Annotated in this window: 14 protein-coding genes; 4 read left to right on the forward strand and 10 right to left on the reverse strand. The window is 70.7% G+C overall.

Features of this window, described 5'->3' with window-relative positions; all coding sequences use genetic code 11:
- Positions 1 to 51 precede the first annotated feature (51 nt).
- The gene (locus ACQP2X_RS42775) at positions 52 to 366 is read left to right on the forward strand and encodes an STAS domain-containing protein (protein ID WP_498691720.1); all 315 of its coding nucleotides are present in this window, start codon (positions 52 to 54) and stop codon (positions 364 to 366) included.
- Here the strand turns inward: ACQP2X_RS42775 and ACQP2X_RS42780 are convergent.
- The 7 genes from ACQP2X_RS42780 to ACQP2X_RS42810 all read right to left on the reverse strand — a co-directional run bounded on the left by ACQP2X_RS42780 (position 353) and on the right by ACQP2X_RS42810 (position 10,850).
- On the reverse strand, positions 353 to 3,874 hold the full coding sequence (locus tag ACQP2X_RS42780; RefSeq protein WP_498701214.1) for a SpoIIE family protein phosphatase: 3,522 nt from the start codon (positions 3,872 to 3,874) through the stop codon (positions 353 to 355). The two genes, ACQP2X_RS42775 and ACQP2X_RS42780, sit on opposite strands and share 14 nt — an antisense overlap.
- Before the next feature lie 146 nt (positions 3,875 to 4,020).
- Positions 4,021 to 4,758, reverse strand: coding sequence for a gamma-glutamyl-gamma-aminobutyrate hydrolase family protein (locus tag ACQP2X_RS42785; RefSeq protein WP_498691723.1), 738 nt, complete (start codon positions 4,756 to 4,758; stop codon positions 4,021 to 4,023).
- Positions 4,759 to 4,779: 21 nt separating this feature from the next.
- A complete protein-coding gene (locus ACQP2X_RS42790; RefSeq protein WP_498691726.1) occupies positions 4,780 to 5,463 on the reverse strand; it encodes a gamma-glutamyl-gamma-aminobutyrate hydrolase family protein in 684 nt (227 codons plus the stop codon).
- 208 nt (positions 5,464 to 5,671) lie between these two features.
- Entirely contained in the window at positions 5,672 to 6,436 is a 765-nt protein-coding gene (locus ACQP2X_RS42795; RefSeq protein ID WP_498691728.1) for a 3-oxoacyl-ACP reductase, read from the reverse strand.
- The gene (locus ACQP2X_RS42800) at positions 6,437 to 7,798 is read right to left on the reverse strand and encodes an aldehyde dehydrogenase family protein (RefSeq protein WP_498691730.1); all 1,362 of its coding nucleotides are present in this window, start codon (positions 7,796 to 7,798) and stop codon (positions 6,437 to 6,439) included.
- 132 nt (positions 7,799 to 7,930) lie between these two features.
- On the reverse strand, positions 7,931 to 9,277 hold the full coding sequence (locus ACQP2X_RS42805) for a glutamine synthetase family protein (RefSeq protein ID WP_498691733.1): 1,347 nt from the start codon (positions 9,275 to 9,277) through the stop codon (positions 7,931 to 7,933).
- Between the two features lie 49 nt (positions 9,278 to 9,326).
- On the reverse strand, positions 9,327 to 10,850 hold the full coding sequence (locus tag ACQP2X_RS42810) for an amino acid permease (protein WP_498691736.1): 1,524 nt from the start codon (positions 10,848 to 10,850) through the stop codon (positions 9,327 to 9,329).
- A gap of 992 nt (positions 10,851 to 11,842) precedes the next feature.
- On the opposite strand from ACQP2X_RS42810, the gene ACQP2X_RS42815 reads away from it, so the two are divergent.
- The 3 genes from ACQP2X_RS42815 (at position 11,843) to ACQP2X_RS42825 (ending at position 14,901) form a co-directional block, all read left to right on the forward strand.
- The gene (locus ACQP2X_RS42815) at positions 11,843 to 12,217 is read left to right on the forward strand and encodes a helix-turn-helix domain-containing protein (RefSeq protein WP_498691738.1); all 375 of its coding nucleotides are present in this window, start codon (positions 11,843 to 11,845) and stop codon (positions 12,215 to 12,217) included.
- 732 nt (positions 12,218 to 12,949) lie between these two features.
- Positions 12,950 to 13,843, forward strand: coding sequence for an ABC transporter ATP-binding protein (locus ACQP2X_RS42820; RefSeq protein ID WP_498691739.1), 894 nt, complete (start codon positions 12,950 to 12,952; stop codon positions 13,841 to 13,843).
- Positions 13,840 to 14,901 carry an ABC transporter permease gene (locus ACQP2X_RS42825; protein WP_498691740.1) on the forward strand — a complete coding sequence of 354 codons (1,062 nt, stop codon included), beginning with the start codon at positions 13,840 to 13,842 and terminating at the stop codon, positions 14,899 to 14,901. Before ACQP2X_RS42820 ends, ACQP2X_RS42825 begins: the two co-directional genes overlap by 4 nt.
- Here ACQP2X_RS42825 and ACQP2X_RS42830 read toward each other — a convergent pair.
- The 3 genes from ACQP2X_RS42830 to ACQP2X_RS42840 are packed head-to-tail and all read right to left on the reverse strand — an operon-like array spanning position 14,898 to position 18,252.
- Complete coding sequence (locus ACQP2X_RS42830) at positions 14,898 to 15,485, reverse strand: TetR/AcrR family transcriptional regulator (protein ID WP_498691742.1); 588 nt, start codon at positions 15,483 to 15,485, stop codon at positions 14,898 to 14,900. The genes ACQP2X_RS42825 and ACQP2X_RS42830 overlap by 4 nt on opposite strands.
- A gap of 38 nt (positions 15,486 to 15,523) precedes the next feature.
- Complete coding sequence (locus ACQP2X_RS42835; RefSeq protein ID WP_498691743.1) at positions 15,524 to 17,668, reverse strand: YhgE/Pip family protein; 2,145 nt, start codon at positions 17,666 to 17,668, stop codon at positions 15,524 to 15,526.
- Positions 17,665 to 18,252: an ABC transporter ATP-binding protein gene (locus ACQP2X_RS42840; RefSeq protein ID WP_498691745.1), complete on the reverse strand. Its 588-nt coding sequence runs from the start codon at positions 18,250 to 18,252 to the stop codon at positions 17,665 to 17,667. Before ACQP2X_RS42840 ends, ACQP2X_RS42835 begins: the two co-directional genes overlap by 4 nt.
- Positions 18,253 to 18,264 lie beyond the last annotated feature (12 nt).

Genomic DNA, 18,264 nt, shown 5'->3' on the forward strand with positions numbered 1-18,264 from the left:
CTTAATCAACCGGTTCTTGCCGCGTTTCCGGCGCTGTGTAATCGTGTGTTCGTGGATCAAGAGGGGGCCGACCCGAACTTCACCGCGACCGGCGTGGTGACCGAGAACAGGGTGACCGTGACCGTGACCGGCGAGGTGGACATGTCCACCGCCGACCGGATGTCCCGTGCCGCGACAGTGGACGGCGCCGCCGCGGCCACCCTCGATCTGCGCGAGGTCACCTTCTTCGACTCCGCCGCCATCCATGCCCTGCTCCAGCTCGCCGACCGCTACGGCGACGGCCTGCTCGTGCTTCCCTCGGCCCAGGTGCGCCGGGTGCTGGAGATCTCGGGGCTGTCGACGCAGCCCTGGCTCAGCGAGGACTAGACAGCGGCCGTCGCAAGGTCACCGACGTGCCCTGAGCGGACCGGCTCACCGACAGCTCGGAGAGCGCCCCGATCAGCGCCAGCCCGCGGCCGCGGTAGCTCTCCGAACTGGTGTCGCGCCAGGTGCCCGTGTCGCGCACGGTGACCACGACCGCGTCGCCGGTGAGCGAGGCCTCCACAGTGATCACCGGCTCGGCCGGCTCCACCGGATGCTCGATCGCGTTGGCCGCCGCCTCGGAGACCGCCACCGTCAGGTCGAAGACGTCGTCCTCGGGCACGTCGCCCGCGGTCAGGAAGTCCTCCAGCCGCCGGCGCAGCACGCTGAGCCGGCCCGGCTCGGCCGGCAGCCGCAGCACGAACTCGCGGGGCTCGGTCACCTCCAGCGCCAGCAGCGCGATGTCGTCGCGCCGCTGCCGCCGGGCGGCCTTGGCCAGCAACGCGTCGAGCAGGTCCTCGACGTGCTCGGCCGGCTTGGCGGCGTCGGCGGTCAGCTCGGCCAGCCCGCTGTCGATGCCCACCTTCCGGTCCTCGACCAGCCCGTCGGTGTAGAGCAGCAGCCGGCTGCCGGCCGGCGCACCGGCCTCCAGCGTCGGATAGGTCGCGTCGGTGAGGGCGCCGATCGGCGGCCCGAGCGCCGAGGAGTAGAGGAACGCGCCGAGCCGGCCGGGGTGCACGACCACCGGCGACGGATGCCCGGCCGACGAGTAGTGCAGGCTGCGGGCCACCGGGTCGTACCGGACGCAGACGACCGTCGCGAACTGGCGGCGGCCCAGGTTGTCCACGAGGCGGTTGAGCCGGGTCAGGGCGTCACCGCAGTCGAAACCCTCCAGGATGTACGCCCGCAGGGCGTTCCGCAGCTGGCCCATGACCGCCGCCGCCTGCACGCCCTTGCCGACCACGTCGCCGATCACCAGGAAGAGCTGGTCGCCGGGGGCCGCGATGACGTCGTACCAGTCGCCGCCGACCTCGGCCTCGTGGCTGCCGGGCAGATAGCGGCTGGCCACGATCGCGCCCGGCATCCGCGGCAGCGACTGCGGCAGCAGGCTGTGCTGGAGCGTGTTGGCGATCCGGTGCTCGGCCTCGTAGAGGCGCGCGTTCTCCAGCCGCAGCCCGATCAGCCGGGCCAGCTGGGCCAGCACCGCGGGCTCGAGCGGCCCGCCGGGCGACGACCAGACCCGCAGCTCGCCGACGGTCGCGCCGGACGTGTCGGGCAGCGGCAGCACGGCGTCGGGCTCCGCCGCCGGATCGGCGCCACCGTCCACCTCGGCCCGTGAGCCGGGCGCCGACACCACGACCCGGCCGGCCGAGGTCATCGCCCGCACGTGCCGGGCCGCCACGTCGAGCACCTCGGCCGTGGTGCGCACGGTGTTGACGGCGGCGGCCGTGTCCACCAGCCCGCGCAGCCGGCTGATGATCTGGCGGCGAGCCTGGCCCAGGTCGAGGTTGGCCCGGACCCGGGCGGTCAGGTCGCGGGCCGAGAACGGTTTGACCAGATAGTCGTCGGCCCCGGCGGCCAGGCCCTCGACCGACGCCTCCTCGCCGGCCCGGGCCGAGAGCACGACGATCGGCACGTCACGGGTGCGCTCGTCGTCGCGCAGCGCGCTGATCAGCCCGAAGCCGTCCAGCCGGGGCATCATCACGTCGGTCAGCACCAGGTCGAAGCGGCTGCGGCGGACCAGATCGAGCGCGGCCCGCCCGTCCGCCGCGGTGGTCACGTCCCAGTGGGGGCGCAGCAGCCGGGCCACGTGGTCACGCAGGTCGGCGTTGTCGTCGACGAGCAGGATCCGGCCCGGGCGGCGGTCGCCCGGGGGTGACGGCAGCGGCAGCATGACCGGCTCGTCGCCGGTCCACCAGTGCTCGGCCTCCTCGGCGTACGGCCGTGTGTCGATCCCGGGCGCGATCGGCTCCCCGCGCAGGACGACCCGGTCGGCCGGCAGATGCGCCGTGCCGAACGGGACCCGGACCGTGAAGACGCTGCCCATCCCCGGCCGGCTGGTGGCGGCGGCCGAGCCGCCGTGCATCTCGGCCAGCTCCCGGACGAGGGCCAGGCCGATGCCGGTGCCCTCGTGGCTGCGCGACCAGGCGCCGGTGACCCGGTGGAAGCGGTCGAACAGCAGCGGCTGCTGGTCGGCCGGAATGCCGACGCCGGTGTCCTTCACGGACAGCACGGCGTAGCCCGCGTCCGGGCCGACCCGCACCTCGACCCGGCCGGTGGGGGTGAACTTGACCGCGTTGGAGAGCAGATTGAGGACGATCTTCTCCCACATCTCGCGGTCCACGTAGACCGGCGCTTCCAGCGGCGGCGTCTCGACCACCAGCTCGAGGCCGGCCCGCTCGGCGGCGGACCGGAACGTGCTGGCCAGCCGGGCCGTGTAGTCGGCCAGATCGGTGGGCCGGTAGGCGGCTTGCAGCCGGCCCGACTCCAGCCGCGAGAAGTCGAGCACCGTGTTGACCAGCTTGAGCAGGCGCAGGCCGTTGCGCTGCATCGGCAGCAGCCGCTCGCGCTGGGCCGGTGGCAGCGCCGGGTCGTCGAGCAGGTCCTCGAGAGGTCCGAGGATCAGCGTCAGAGGCGTACGGAACTCATGGCTGATGTTGGAAAAGAAGTTGGTCTTGGCTTGGTCGAGGGCGGCCAGCTCGGCGGCGCGGGAGCGCTCTTGCTCGTACGCCCGCAGGTTGCCCACGGCCCGGGAGATCTGCGCCGCGGCGAGCTCGAGGAAGTCGCGGTAGGCGCCGCCCAGCGAGAGGTAGCGGCTCAGCCCGACCACCAGGGCGCCGACCGTGGCGGTGCCGACCGTGATCGGCAGCACGAGCGCCTCGGCGGCCGCGCCCTCCGGCGGCGCGGCGAAATCGGCCAGCGGCACCTTCGCCTCGCGGCCACTCTCGATCACCTGCCGGACGACCGGATGCCGATCGCCCGCGTCGTCGCCGGCCTCGTCGAGGAAGAGCGCCGCGAACGGCACGTCGGCCGCGTTCTCGCCCAGCACCGCGACCACCTCGTCGACCAGCGCCGCCTGGTCGGGGCAGTCGGCCAGACGGGAGCCGAGCCCGCTGAGGGTGCGCACCCGGCGGGTGTTGAGCACCCGGCCCGTGGTGTCGCTGACTATGCAGAAGAGACCGTCGATCTTTCCTGGCCCGGTGCGGATCGGGTCGTACGAGATGTCGAAGTAGGCCTCTTCGAGGAAGCCGTGCCGTTCCAGCAGGAAAGCGAAGTCGGAGCCCCAGAACGCCTCGTCCTTGGCCACCACATCGGCGAAGAGCGCCTCGAGCACCGACCACGTCTCGGACCACATCTCCCGGCACGGCCGCCCGAGGAACGTGGGATGTTTGCCGCCCAGGGCCGTGATGTACGCGTCGTTGTAGAGCGCGCAGTACTCGGGCCCCCAGAGGAGGGCTATCTGGGCCCGGGAGGCGAGCATCGTGGCGACGGCCATCCGCAGCTCCGGCGGCCATCCGGAGGGATGGCCCAGTGGACTGGAGGACCAGTCGAACTCGAGCATGCGGCGGCCCATCTCACCGCCGCGCTCGAACGCCGTGCGCAGCTGGCCCGGGAGGGTGTCGTCCGGACCTCCGGCCAAGGGGACCTCCCCGCACGCGTCACCGACCGGCGAGGAGTTCCGCCGGTACGGATAGGCACCGTAACACCGGGCCACCGGTGTCACACGGCGAGTGCCTCCTTGCGCCTCGCGGCCGCCTGGACCAGTTGCGAGAACACCCGGAGGTCGTTGGTGCGCTCGGGGTGCCACTGCACGCCGATGGCGTACGTCAGGGCCGGGTCCTCGATGATCTCGATGACCTGGTCGTCGGGGCACCAGCCGGTGGCCGTGAACGAGCCCGGGTCGTCGACGGCCTGGTGGTGGAAGGAGTTCACCGTCAGGTGCTCGCCGAGCAGCTCGTGCGCCCGCGAGCCCGGCTTCACCGTCACGTCGTGCCGCCCGTACGCGGCCGCGCCGGCGGCGAGCGGATCGGTGCCCGGGGCGCCCCGGTGGTGGTCGCTGCCGAGCAGGTCGGGCAGGTGCTGGTGCAGCGTGCCGCCGCCGGCCACGGCCATCACCTGCATGCCGCGGCACACGCCGAGCACGGGCAGGTCGGCCTCGAGCGCGGCCTTCATCAGCACCAGCTCGGCGTCGTCGCGCTCCTTGTCGACCTCGGTCTCCGGATGACGCTCGGCACCCCAGTAGGCCGGGTCGATGTCGCCGCCGCCACTGAAGACGATGCCGTCCAGCGACTCGACGACGTCGGTTCCGGGCTCGTCCGGGGTGATCAGCACGGCGCGCCCGCCGACAGCGTGCACGGCTCGCACGTACGTCATGGGGAGCATGCCCGCCATGAGGTCGTTGCTGCCGTACTGCACCTGCTGGGCGTACGCGGTCATGCCGATCAGAGGCCTGCGCATGCGGTGAATTCCTCCTGTGTCTCAGTTCTGTGTCGCGGTGACCAGCGCGCCGAACAAGCGCCGGTCACGTACCACTTCCGGGTGCCACTGCACGCCCAGGACGAAGCGGCGACCGGGGTCCTCCACGGCTTCCGGGAGCCCGTCCTCGGCGCGGCCGGTGACGGTGAGCGTGCCCGGATCGGCCACGCCCTGGTGGTGGAAACAGCGGATGGCCAGGTCGTCACCCATCAGGGCGGCGATGCGGCTGCCGGGCTCGAACACCGCGTCGTGCTCGCCGTACACGCCCGGCGCGGGCCGGTGTTTCTCGTGCCCGAGCAGGTCGGGCAGATGCTGGTGCAACGTGCCGCCGGCGGCGACGGTCAGCAGCTGCATCCCCCGGCAGACGCCGAGGACCGGCATGTCTCTCTCCAACGCCGCGCGGACCAGCCGCAATTCCGCGGTGTCCCTCTCAGGGCGTACGACGGTGTGCGGGCCGGGCTCCTGGCCGTACATCTCGGGCCCCAGATCGGGACCGCCGGCCAGCACCAGGCCGTCGAGCGCGCGGAGCACGTCGGTGTCGTCCTCCTGGGGGATCAGGACGGGACGGCCGCCGGCCAGCGTGACCGCGGCGACGTAGTCGTGCGGGATCAGCGTGGTCGGCAGATCTTGCCAGACTCCCCACGTGGCGTTCTCCACATAGGTCGTGATGCCGATGATCGGGCGCATCGCACCACCGTAACCAGATCATGTTTCTGTTCCATCGCCATTTCGGCGACAGAGAGGTGCGTGGCGTCACCTCGATGCTGAGGTGACGCCACGCCCGGGTCCTTCTGTCCCACCCACGCAGGGATCGACCTGTACAGGCGGGGATTCGACCCCTTCACCCCTCTCGGGCGTAAAAGGGACGTGCCCCTGTAAACGATCCTTCAAACGTTCACAGCGGAGTTACATAGGCGCCGGTGATTCCGCCGTCCACCACGAACTGCGAAGCGGTCATGAACGAGGCGTCGTCGCTGGCCAGGAACGCGACCGCCGCCGCGATCTCCTCGGGCTCGGCGAACCGGCCCATCGGCACGTGCACGAGCCGCCGGGCCGCCCGCTCCGGATCCTTGGCGAACAGCTCCATGAGCAGCGGCGTGGCGACCGGCCCCGGGCAGAGCGCGTTGATCCGGATGCCCTCACGGGCGAACTGCACGCCCAGCTCGCGGGTCATCGCCAGCACGCCGCCCTTGCTCGCCGTGTACGCGATCTGCGAAGTCGCCGCGCCGAGCAGCGCCACGAACGACGCCGTGTTGATGATCGAGCCCTTGCCCTGCCGCTGCATGTGCGGAATCGCGTATTTGCAGCAGAAGAAGACCGACGTGGTGTTGACCTTGAGAACGCGCTCCCACGCGTCCAGGCCGGTGACCAGGATCGAGTCGTCGTCCGGCGGCGAGATGCCGGCGTTGTTGAAGGCGATGTCGACCCGTCCGTGCCGCTCGGCGACACCGTCGAAGAGCCGCTTGACCGACTCCTCGTCGCTCACGTCGCAGGCCACGAACTCGCCACCGGTCTCCTCGGCTACGGCCTTGCCGGCCTCCTCCGAGATGTCGACGGCGACGACCTTGGCGCCCTCGGCGGCGAACCGCCGGGCGGTGGCCAGCCCGATACCGCTGCCGGCGCCGGTGATCACGGCGACCCGGTCCCGCAAACGCTCCACTTACTCTCCCATCGCAAGGAACACGTTCTTCACATCGGTGAAGCTGAGCAGCGCGTCCGGCCCGAGCTCGCGCCCCAGTCCGGACTGCTTCATGCCGCCGAACGGCGTCCAGTAACGCACCGACGAGTGGCTGTTGACGCTCAGCGCGCCGGTCTCCACGGCCCGCGAGACGCGCAGCGCCCGCCCCAGATCGCGGGTCCAGAGCGAGCCGGACAGCCCGTACTCGGTGTCGTTGGCCAGCCGGACCGCGTCGGCCTCGTCCTTGAACGGCAGCACCGAGAGCACCGGCCCGAAGACCTCCTCGCGCCAGTGCCGATCGCCGGCCGACCGGGCGAGCAGCACGGTCGGCGGGAACCACCACCCGTCCCCGCTCGGCGCCTGCCCGGCGAAGGCGATGTCGGACCCTTCCACATATTTTTGGACCGACGCGCGATGCCCGGCCGAGATCAGCGGACCCATCTCGGCGGTCGCGCTCGACGGCTCCTCGACCCGGAAGGCCTTGACCGCGGGCTCCAAGAGCGACAGGAACTTGTCATAGACCGACTCCTGCACCAGCAGACGCGACCGGGCACAGCAGTCCTGCCCGGCGTTGTCGAAGACGGACGCCGGGGCCGAGGCCGCCGCCCTCTCCAGATCGGCGTCGGCGAACACGATGTTGGCGCTCTTGCCGCCCAGCTCCAGGGTCACCCGCTTCACCTGGTCGGCCGCGCCCGCCATGATCGACTTGCCGACCTCGGTCGAACCGGTGAAGCAGATCTTCCGCACGGCCGGATGAGTGACGAACCGCTGACCCACGACCGAGCCCTTGCCCGGGACGATCTGGAAGACGTGCTCGGGCAGGCCGGCCTCGAGCGCCAGCTCACCGAGCCGGATCGCGGTGAGCGGGGTCAGCTCGGCCGGCTTGAGCACGACCGTGTTGCCGGCCGCCAGCGCGGGCGCGAAACCCCAGCCGGCGATCGGCATCGGGAAATTCCACGGCACGATGATCCCGACCACGCCGAGCGGCTCGTGGAACGTCACGTCGAGCCCGCCCGGCACCGGGATCTGGCGGCCGCTGAGCCGCTCGGGCGCCCCGGCGTAGTAGTCGAGGACGTCGCGCACGTTGCCCGCCTCCCAGCGGGCGTTGCCGATGGTGTGGCCGGCGTTGCGCACCTCGAGCTCGGCCAGCTCGTCGAGGTGCTCGTCGACCACCGCGGCGAAGCGGCGCAGCAGCCGGGCCCGGTCGCCGGGCGCGACCGCCCGCCAGGCCGGGAAGGCTCGGTGCGCGCGATCGATCGCCGCGTCGGTGGCGGCCTGATCCAGCGACGGGACGGTCGCGAAGACCGCGCCCGTCGAAGGATTGATCACGTCAGTTGTCGTCACAGGCGGATCCTCGCACAGGTCGGAGTGGGGGTGCTGCGGCCCTGTGGACAACCCGAAAGCTGTGGATGACGCGGCTTCGGGCGCCCGCAGTGCCGTACAGTCTGGGCCCGCCCCCTGGTGGGGTGGGGTGGGTTACATCCGCTCGAATCCGCGCCGCAACTCCCAGTCGGTGACGGCGGCGTCGAAGGCGGCCAACTCGACCCGGGCCATGTTCGCGTAGTGCCCGACCACCTCGGCGCCGAAGGCCTCCCGAGCCACCTCGCTGCCCAGCCACAGCTGCTCGGCCTCGCGCAGCGTCGTCGGCACCCGTCCGGCATCCGCGTCGTCGTACGCGTTGCCCGGCGTCTCCGGCTCCAGTTCGAGCTCGTTCTCGATGCCGTGCAGCGCCCCCGCGATCAGCGCCGCGATGGCCAGGTAGGGGTTGACGTCGCCGCCCGGCACCCGGTTCTCCACACGCATGCCCTGGCCGTGCCCGGCGATCCGCAGCGCGCACGTCCGGTTGTCGACGCCCCAGCGCAGCGCGGTCGGCGCGAACGAGCCGGGCTGGTACCGCTTGTACGAGTTGATGTTCGGCGCGAACAGCAGGCTGAACTCGCGCATCGTGGCCAGCAGCCCGGCCAGCACCCGCTGCCCGATCTCGCTCAGGTGGGCCGGGCCGTCGCCCAACATGGCCGACTTGCCGTCGCGGCCGCGCAGCGAGAAGTGGATGTGGCACGAGTTGCCCTCGCGCGCGTTCGGCTTGGCCATGAAGCTCAGCGACATGCCCTCCTGCGCGGCGATCTCCTTGGCGCCGTTCTTGTAGATCACATGGTTGTCGGCGCAGGTCAGCGCGTCGGCGTAGCGGAACGCGATCTCGTGCTGGCCGAAGTTGCACTCACCTTTGGCGCTCTCCGGCAGCATTCCCGCGCCGTACATCTCGTTGCGGATACGCCGCAGCAGCGGCTCCACCCGGGCCGTCCCGAGCAGCGAGTAGTCCACGTTGTACTGGTTCGCCGGGACGAGGTCGCGATAGCCCTTGTCGAAGGCCTGCTCATAGCTGTCGCGATAAAGGACGAATTCCAGTTCGGTTCCCGCGTACGCCGTCAGGCCGTGCCCGGCGAGGCGATCAAGCTGCCGCTTGAGGATCTGCCGGGGTGACGCGTAGACGGGTTCGCCGCCGGTGGTCTCGAGGTCGGCCAGGACCATGGCGGTTGCCGGCTGCCACGGCACGCGCCGCAGGGTGGTGAAGTCGGGACGCATCACGAAGTCGCCGTATCCGCTGGACCAGGACGACATCTCGTACCCGTCCACGGTGTTCATGTCGACGTCCACCGCGAGCAGATAGTTGCAGCCCTCGCTGCCGCCGGTGGCGACCTCGTCCATGAAGTAGCGGCCGTGCAGGCGTTTGCCCTGCAACCGCCCCTGCATGTCGGTGAGGGCCAGCAGCACGGTGTCGATGCTGCCGTTTTCTACGGAGACGTCCAGTTCCTCGAGATCCATGCCGGTCCCTCCTTTAGGAAGCCGGGCGTTTCCGCCCGGCTTCTTCCGATCATTCCGTGGGCATGGTCTGTTCGCCGTGTGCGGCCTTGTCGATCAGGTTCTGCTTCGGCCCGGTGAACCACTTGCGGGCGCTGGCGAACCACCAGATCGTGGCCAGTCCGAGGACGACGACCACGGCGACGATCGTGTAGTTGAAGTTGGACGCCGTGATCGGGCTGGCCGTCGGCAGGACGAACAGCACACAGATGATCACGACCCAGACGATCGCCAGCCAGCCGACCACGGCGCTCCACTTGCCCAGGTGCCACGGCCCCCGCTGGAAGTCGGGGTTCATCCGGCGCAGGAAGACCGGCATGACGTACGCGATGTAGAGGCCGATGACCGCGATCGAGGTGGCCGCCAGATAGGCGGTGGTGTTCCACAACGACGGCAGCACCAGCAGAGTGGAGCAGGTCACGCAGAGCCAGATCGAGTTGGTCGGCGTGCCGGTGCGGGGGTTGACCTTCTTCCACAGCCGTGAGCCCGGCAGGGCGCCGTCACGCGCGAAGGCGTACGACATCCGGGAATTGGCGGTGACCGACGCCATGCCGCAGAACCACTGGGCGACGACACAGATGAACAGCAGGAACGTGCCGGTGTCGTGGCCGACGGCGTCGATGAAGATCTGCGCCGGCGGCAGGCCGAGATCGGTGCCGAGGGCGCCCTCGTAGTCCTGGATGGACCAGGTGATCGCGAAGAGCAGCACGAAACCGGCGATCACCGAGACCACGACCGACATCACGATGCCCCGCGGCGCGGCCCGGGCGGCGTCGTGCGTCTCCTCGGCCACGTGGGCCGAGGCGTCGTAGCCGGTGTACGTGTACTGGGCCATCAGCAGGCCGAGCAGCACCGCGTACACCCCGGCCCCGGCGAAGGTGAAGCCGGTGGAGTTGTGCACCTCGGTGAAGACCTCGGAGATCGGCTTGTGGTTGTCCGGCACGACGGCCAGCACGACCACGATGACCGCGACGCCGACCAGGTGCCACCACGCGCTGACGTCGGAGAGGACGCGTACGAGGTTCACGCCGAACGTGTTGAGTAGGCCGTGCACGATGATGATGACCAGGAAGACCAGGAAGGTACGCCCGGTGGTGACCTCCCAGTCGAAGGCCAGGCTCAGGAAGGCCGAGGTGGTGATGGCCGCGCCGAAGTCGATGGCGGCGGTGACGGCGACCTCGCCGAGGAAGTTGAACCAGCCGACGAACCAGGCCCACGCGGCCTTGTTGCGCTTGGCCAGCGCGGCCGCCCACCAGTAGAGGGCGCCCGCGGTCGGATAGGCCGAGCAGACCTCGGCCATGGCCAGGGCCACGAAGGTCACCATGATGCCGACGAACAACCAGCCGAGGGTGATGGCGACCGGGCCGCCGGCGTTCATGGCGATGCCGTACGACGTGATGGCGCCGGCCAGGATCGAGATGATCGAGAAAGAGACCGCGAAGTTCGAGAAGCCGGACAGTCGGCGGTGCAGCTCCTGCTGGTAGCCGAGTTGGGCGAGGCGTTCTTCGTCGGTGGTGGGTGTCGGGTTGACGCTCATGTGCGGCTCCCTTACCGAAGGGTTGCTGTGACCTGGGCCACGGCGTGCCGTGATGATCTCGCCGGACTGTTACGCGCGTCAATGATCAGCGTTAATTGCGTTGCTCAGGCCCTCGGCACTCCCGCACACTCAGGACAGTTCAGGCATTCGCGAGTCCTCGGCAGACGTCGCGAACCAGAGGGGCGCGCCGAAGCGCCCCCTTCCCGCGGCGGTGCGGGGCGCGGTCACCTCTCTCTCACACGGCATCGCCGTGCCCGGCGCCCGCCCCGCACCGCCGCACCCTCACGTGTAGTACTTCGTGCACTACCCTCCGCTGCCTCTTGTCAGACGATTTGTCCACAAAAATCTGTAGCCCCGGTACTAGAAATTCGCTGGTGATGGGCATAGGCTCTGTGGTGTCGGCCACGCACAGCCGACACAATTGGCTCCGTTGGAGAAGGAGGACGAGATACCGCAGCAACGCGTCATCACAACGTCCCCGACCCGACAAGAGGTGATCGCAGCCGATGCCCATCACTCAGGTGGCCCGCTAGCGGCACGCAAGCGGACGACCTCATTTGCCGACGACGGTCGGCACCAGAATTGAAAATCCAGGGCCCCGGTTACCCGCCGGGGCCCTGGACTGCGCTATCCCTCATTGCCTGACTCCCCGCCCCGCCTTTCCCTCAGCCCCGCCACCACCTTCACCCCGCCTTTCCCTCAGCCCCGCCACCACCTTTCACCTCGTCCCCGCCTTTCCCGCAGCCTCGCCACTACCTTTCGCTCCGTCCCCGCCTTTCCGGCAGCCCCGCCTCGGCTTTCCCCCGGCCGTCGTCTTTCCCCCAGCCCCCATCCGTCTTCCCCGCGGCCACCGTCTTTCGCCCCGCCATCGCCTTACTTCCCGCCCCACCTTTCCCAGCCCGCCGTCACCTTTCTCCGGCCCCGCCTTTCTTCCCGGCCCCACAAGGGCACCACCTAGCCCCACAAGGGCACCCCTCGCCACGGAAGGCACGATGAACAACACGTCCTTCGACGACGCCGACTTCCCGGCGTACACGATGGGCCGCGCCGCCGACATGATCGGCGTGACGCCGGCCTTCCTCCGAAGCCTCGGCGCCGCCGGCTTGATCGAGCCCCAGCGCTCCCTGGGCAACCACCGCCGCTACTCACGCCACCAGCTCCAGCTGGCCACTCGAGTACGCCAACTCTTGGACGAGGGCATGCCGCTGACCGCCGCCTGCCGCATCGTCAAGCTCGAGGACCGCTTGGCCGCCGCCCACCGCCGCATCCTCGACCTGGGCGGCACCCTGACCCCCGACGACAACGCCGACATCCCCACTCAGACCCACCCCGACATCGCCAAAACGCAGTACTACCGCGCCCCTTGACCCACACCCCCGCACCACCCCGCCCTGCCCCACCCCCGCCACTGCGCCACCGCCACCGCCGCGCCACCAAACCCCGCCACCACACCCCCGCCGCGCCACCACACCCCCGCCTCTGCACTGCCCCCCGCCGCGCCACCCCAGCCACTGCGCCACCCCCCACAGCGCCACCACACTCGGCTGCGCCACCACACCCACGCCATCGCACCACCCCCGCCGCTGCGCCATCCCCGCCGCGCCACCAAGCCGCGCCACCAAGCCAGCCCGACCGCGCCACCAAGCCAGCCGACCGCGTCAGCCCGACCGCGCCAGCCCGACCGCGTGCCTGTCGGCATCGCATAACGGCTGGCCATCGCCGACCCGCGCTTCACGCGAGACGCCGCGCGTGATGACGTCTGTGGCGACCTCGGCAGCCCGGCGAAGCCCGGTGTCTGCCCGGCGGCGAGCCCCATCACGCAGCCTTCGGCCGACAAGGGAGCACGACAAAAAGACAAGTTCGCTTGACTTTTTGTCAAGCCGGCGGCCTCGCTGAGCCGAGCTGCGTCGCGCGGATCGCGCCACCGCCTCACCCCGCACGCCGCGCTGGACGCATGTCACGGCCTTGCAGGCACCAAGCCGGTCAGGAGGTCGAAGGCGGCAGCGGCGTGGCGACGTCCGTGAGCCGCGTCGACGGGCGCGGGGGTGATGCGGAGCGCGATCAAGAACGCATAGCGTGATCCACCTAGGCTGTGTGTCATGACCAGCGTGCTCAGCGTCGATGGGGTCAACCGCGCGTTCGACGGGCGGCCGGTTCTCACCGACGTCTCCTTTCAGGTCGCGGGTGGGCGGATGACCGGCTTCGTCGGTGCCAACGGGGCCGGCAAGACGACCACCATGCGCATCATCCTGGGCGTGCTCGCGGCCGACCGGGGTGAGGTGACCTGGCGCGGGGAGCGGCTCACGCGGGAGGTCCGGCAGCGGTTCGGCTACATGCCGGAGGAACGCGGGCTCTATCCGAAGATGACCGTGTCCGAGCAGATCGTCTATCTCGGACAGTTGCACGGCATGAGCCGGGCCGCGGCCGTCGAGCGGACCGCCAAGCTGCTCGAGCGGCTCGGCCTGGGTGAGCGGGCCGGTGAGAAGCTCGAGAAGCTCTCGCTCGGCAACCAGCAGCGGGCTCAGGTGGCGGCCGCCCTCGTGCACGATCCGGAGATGCTGGTGCTCGACGAGCCGTTCTCCGGTCTCGATCCGCTCGCCGTCGACGTGGTTGTCGACGTTTTGCGGGAGCGGGCCACCAGTGGGGTGCCGGTGCTGTTCTCCAGCCACCAGTTGGAGCTGGTCGAGCGGCTCTGCGACGACCTCGTCATCATCGCCGGCGGCACGATCCGCGCCGCCGGTGACCGTTCCCGGCTGCGGGCCACGTATGCCCAGCCCCGGTTCGAGCTGCACACCGACGCCGCCGTGGAGTGGGTGCGGGAGCGGCCCGGCGTCACCGTGGTCGAGCTCGACGGGAACCGTGCCGTCATCGACCTGGCCGACGGCGCCGACGATCAGGAGCTGCTGCGGGCCGCGCTCGACCGTGGGCCGGTGCGCTCGTTCGGGCCGGTCACCCCTTCGCTGGCCGAGATCTTCCGAGAGGTGATCCGATGACCACTCTGCAAGCAGCCCGTGTGGTCGCGGCCCGGGAGATCCGGGTCAAGCTGCGCGATCGTACGTTCCTGTTCAGCACCGTCTTCTTCCTGCTCATCGCGGTCGCCTCGACCGTGCTGCCGGCCGTGCTCAACAGCGGGCCGTCGTCGGTGGCGGTGGCCGACCAGGCAACCGCGGCCGTCCTGCGGCAGGCCGGCCTCGACGTACGCCAAGTGGCCGACGACGCGGCGGCCGAGCAACTTGTGCGCTCCGGTGACGTGGACGCGGCCGTCGTGGCCGGGCCGACCGTGCTGGCCATGGACGACAGCCCGGGTGAGGTGGTGCGGGCGCTCAGCACCGAGCCGCCCGTGCAGTTGCTCGATCCGAGTGATGTCGACCCGTTCCTTCAGTTCGCCGTGCCGTTCGCCATCGCCTTCGTCTTCTTCTTCACGTCGTTCCTGTTCGGCGTGCAGATCGCGCAGAGCGTCACCGAGGAGAAGCAGACCCGGATCGTGGAGATCCTGGTCGCCAGTGTGCCCACCCGGGCCCTGCTCGCGGGCAAGGTCGCCGCGCTCACGTTGCTCGCGTTCGGTCAGGTCGCGCTGATCGCGATCGTGGCCGTGGTCGGTGCCCGCTTCGCCGATCTCGACGCGACCGCTCTGTCGCTGCTGGAGCCGACGGTCGGCTGGTTCCTGGTGTTCTTCGTCTTCGGCTTCGTCATGCTGGCCACGCTGTGGGCCGGCGTGGGCGCGCTCTCGGCCCGCCAGGAGGACATCAGCGGCGCCTCGGCCCCGGTGCAGATGCTGGTGATGATCCCGTTCCTGGCCACCATCATCCTGATCGACAACGACGCGGCGATGCGCGTCCTGTCGTACATCCCGTTCTCGGCGCCGGTCGCCATGCCGGTCCGGCTGTTCATCTCGGACGTGGCGGCCTGGGAGCCGGTGGTCTCGATTCTCATCCTGGCCGCGACGGCGGTGGCCCTGCTGGCCGTCGGCGCCCGCATCTACGAGGGTTCGCTGCTGCGCACGAACGGCCGTACGTCGCTGGCCACAGCCTGGAAGTCGAAGGCCGCTTAACCCACGCGGCGGACAATGGCCAGGAGCGATTCCTGTACGTCCTCGATCGGGCGCTCGGGCATGAAGACCAGCCAGTCGACGGCCACCACGAGGCCGACCCCGAACAGGGCCGACGACGCGACCCGCACGTCGAGGTCGGCCGGCAGGTCACCGGAGGCGACACCGGCCCGCAGGGTTTCGGCGATCACCCCGATCGCCTGCTCGCGCAGCAGGATCAGGGTCTGCTGCCACTCGCGGTTGGTGCGCCACATCTCGGAGAGCAGCAGCTGGGCGAAGGCACGGTAGCGCCGGATGTACTCCAGCTGGCTGCGCACGAGAGCGGCCACGGCCTCGCGTGGTGGCAGGCCCTCCACGGCAGCTTGGAACTCCGCGGTGAGCAGTCCGACGCCGTACCGCAGAAGCTCCTCGAAAAGATCGGTCTTGGATTTGAAGTTGTAGTAGACCGTGCCCTTGGCGACGCCGGCCCGCAGCGCGATGTCGTCGACCGTGGTGGCCGAGAAGCCCTGCTCGGCGATGAGCTCGACGGCCGCCTCGAAGAGACGTTGCCGGGTGTCCTCCCGGCGCCGCGTCCGCCCGTCCGCCACCGCAGTCGCCCCCTGTCCTCCGTCGCTGTGCGGGTCCATCACAGCACGAGCTCCGGATGGAGGTCGGAGGCGGTCATCCGCCGGGCGCGCCGGGCCGCCAGCCAGGTCAGGGTGACGGCGCCGATCCCGTACGCCACCAGCAGAAGAACACCCTGGACGACAGTGCCCCACGGGCCGCCGTCGACCGCGTGGCGTGCCGCGCCCACCACGTACGTCATGGGCAGCAGGGGATGGATCGCCTGGAAGAAGCCGGGCGAGGTCTGTACGGGATAGGTGCCCCCGGACGAGGTGAGCTGGAGCATGAGCAGCGCGAGGGCCAGGATCCGGCCGGGTGCGCCGAAGACCGCGCCCAGCATCTGGATGATGGCGGCGAAGACCGCGCCCGTCAGCAGGAGCAGCCCCCAGGTGACCAGCGGATGGACCGGGTCGAGGCCGAGACCGAAGTGCACCACGGCGAACAGGATCGTCGCCTGCACGAGCCCGATGGCCACCGCCGGCAGCAGGCTGGCGAACACCACGCGCAGGGTCGGCGTCTTCGCCATGAGGTAGCGCCGGTTGAGCGGCTTCAGCACGAAGAACGTGATCATCGCGCCGACCCACAGGGCCAGGGCCAGGAAGTACGGGGCGAAGCCCACCCCATAGGTGGCGGCCGGATTGCGGACGGTGCGGTCGAGCGAGACCGGATCGGCGAGCACGCCGGCGCGGCCGGTGGTGTCGTCGCCGTACCCCGGAATCTGCTTGGCCCCGTCGGTCAGCCCGGCCGCGAGCTGCCCGGCCCCGGCCTGGAGGTCGCCGAGGCCGTCGGCGAGTTTGTGGCCGCCGGAGGAGAGCGTGGTGAGCCCGCCGCTGAGCTGCTGGGCGCCGTCGGACAGCCGGTAGATGCCGTTCCGCAGGTCGATGGCGCCCTGTTCGGCCCGGTCGGTGCCGGCGCTGAGCTTCTTGGCGCCGGTGGCGAGGCTGTCGAGGCCGCTGGCGAGCTGGTCGACCTTGGACCGGGCGTTCTGGACGTCGTCGGCCAGGTGGGGCGCGGCGGCGGCGATCTGCCGGGCGGCCGCGGCCGTCTGCTTCAGGTCGGACCGCAGCGCGTCGAGGTCCGCGCTGTCGACAGTGCTCTGCACTCTCTCCGCCGCGGTGACCAGCCGCGCGGCGAGGACCTTGGCCTCGGAGAGCCCTTCGGTGCCGGCGGGCAGGGTGTTCAGATAGCGCTGAAGCTGGTGGGCGTTGTCGACGGCCTGGTTCGCGGCGGTGTCGATGGTCCTGATGTTGGCCGCGAGGGCGTCGGCGCCCCGGGCGACCAGGGTGGCGGCGGTCTGGATGCGCTCGGCGTTCGCGCGCAGCAGGGGCTCGGCCTTGTCGGCGGCGGCGTCCACAGCGGACGCCAGCTGCCGTCCACCGCTCGCGGCCTGCGCGGTGCCGGTGGCGAGCTGGCCGGCGCCCGCGCTCAGCTGGGCCAGCCCGTCGGCCAGATCGTCGGCGCCGCCGGCGGCCGTGCCGAGGCCGTTGCTCAGCGTCCGGGCGCCGCTGCTGGCGTCGTCGATGCCGCCGGCCAGCTGGTTCGCGCCCGAGCGGGCCGACTTCGCGCCGTCGTCGACCTTGTGGGCGCCGTCGGCCGCCTTCTGGGTCTGGGTCTTGAGGTCGGTGAAGCCGATCAGCATCTTGTCGTAGTAGCCGGCCGAGGCGCTGGCCGAGGCGGCCGCCTGCACCTCCTGGAAGGCCGAGCGGGCGAAGACGCCGGAGAGGTAGTTGTTGGCGTCGTCGCTGACGGCGACGAGCTGGGCCGCCTTCGGGGCGACGCCGGCGTTCGGCGGGGTGACCAGGTCGGCCGAGAAGTCGGCCGGGATGCGCAGCAGCAGCTGGTACTTGCCGTCGGCCAGGCCCTGCTCGGCGCCGGCCTCGTCGGTCACGTGCCAGTCGAAGACCTGGCGGTCCTCCAGCTCCTTGGCCAGGTCCTGCCCGGCGTGCAGCTTGGTGCCGTCCTGGGCGGTGGCGGCGCGGTCCTCGACGACGAGCGCGGCCGGGATGTGGTTGAGGCGCCCGTACGGATCCCAGAACGCGTAGAGATAGAGCGCGCCGTAGAGCAGCGGGATGACCGCGATGACGACCAGGGCCGCGGTGGTGAGGCGCCCGCGCAAGAAGCGGCGGATCTCCAGACCGGCCAGGGACAGTGTGGACAGACCCTTCATCGCTCCTCCCCCGTTCCGCCGAGCCGGATCACCGTGGTCACCAGGTCAGGGTCGATCTCGCGGGCGGTGACCAGCACTGCCGTGCCGCTCTCGGCGATCTCACCCAGGAGCCGCCACAGCTGTTCGCGTTCCCGGCGGTCGAGCCCGTCGTCCACCCCGTCCAGCGCGATCACCGCGGGGTCCTCGAGACGAGCCAGGATCAAGCCCAGGACCTGTTTCTCGTACGGGGAAAGGTCCCGTCCCGGCCGCTCGGGTGCGAGCCCGAGCAGGGGCACGTCGCCGGCGCCGGAGCGTGACCGCCCGAGCAGCGCCAGCCGCTCCCGCACGTGCTCAGTGACGGTGAAGACAGGTTCGGGCCCCTCGACCTCGGGCACGTAGCCGAGCGAGGCGGTGCCCGCGATCTCGACCGACCCGGCGCTGAGCCGGAACCGCCGGGCCAGCGCGAGCAGTGCCGTGGTGCGCCCGCTGCCCGGAGGCCCGACCACCGCGACCAGCTCACCAGGCTCGACGCTCACGTCCAGGTCCTGGAAGAGCCAGCGGCGCCGATGGCGGACCCCCGCCCCGCGCGCGGTGACAACCGACATGTCCGGCCTCCA

Source organism: Actinoplanes sp. CA-131856 (assembly GCF_050956135.1).
Taxonomy (GTDB): Bacteria; Actinomycetota; Actinomycetes; order Mycobacteriales; family Micromonosporaceae; genus Actinoplanes.

Excerpts from the sequence above, each read along its gene's own strand:
- ACQP2X_RS42810 (WP_498691736.1), bottom strand. The coding sequence starts at position 10,850 with ATGAGCGTCAACCCGACACCCACCACCGACGAAGAACGCCTCGCCCAA.
- ACQP2X_RS42825 (WP_498691740.1), top strand. The coding sequence starts at position 13,840 with ATGACCACTCTGCAAGCAGCCCGTGTGGTCGCGGCCCGGGAGATCCGG.
- ACQP2X_RS42815 (WP_498691738.1), top strand. The coding sequence starts at position 11,843 with ATGAACAACACGTCCTTCGACGACGCCGACTTCCCGGCGTACACGATG.
- ACQP2X_RS42780 (WP_498701214.1), bottom strand. The coding sequence starts at position 3,874 with ATGGGCCGCCGCATGCTCGAGTTCGACTGGTCCTCCAGTCCACTGGGC.
- ACQP2X_RS42840 (WP_498691745.1), bottom strand. The coding sequence starts at position 18,252 with ATGTCGGTTGTCACCGCGCGCGGGGCGGGGGTCCGCCATCGGCGCCGC.
- ACQP2X_RS42790 (WP_498691726.1), bottom strand. The coding sequence starts at position 5,463 with ATGCGCCCGATCATCGGCATCACGACCTATGTGGAGAACGCCACGTGG.
- ACQP2X_RS42785 (WP_498691723.1), bottom strand. The coding sequence starts at position 4,758 with ATGCGCAGGCCTCTGATCGGCATGACCGCGTACGCCCAGCAGGTGCAG.
- ACQP2X_RS42820 (WP_498691739.1), top strand. The coding sequence starts at position 12,950 with ATGACCAGCGTGCTCAGCGTCGATGGGGTCAACCGCGCGTTCGACGGG.
- ACQP2X_RS42805 (WP_498691733.1), bottom strand. The coding sequence starts at position 9,277 with ATGGATCTCGAGGAACTGGACGTCTCCGTAGAAAACGGCAGCATCGAC.
- ACQP2X_RS42835 (WP_498691743.1), bottom strand. The coding sequence starts at position 17,668 with ATGAAGGGTCTGTCCACACTGTCCCTGGCCGGTCTGGAGATCCGCCGC.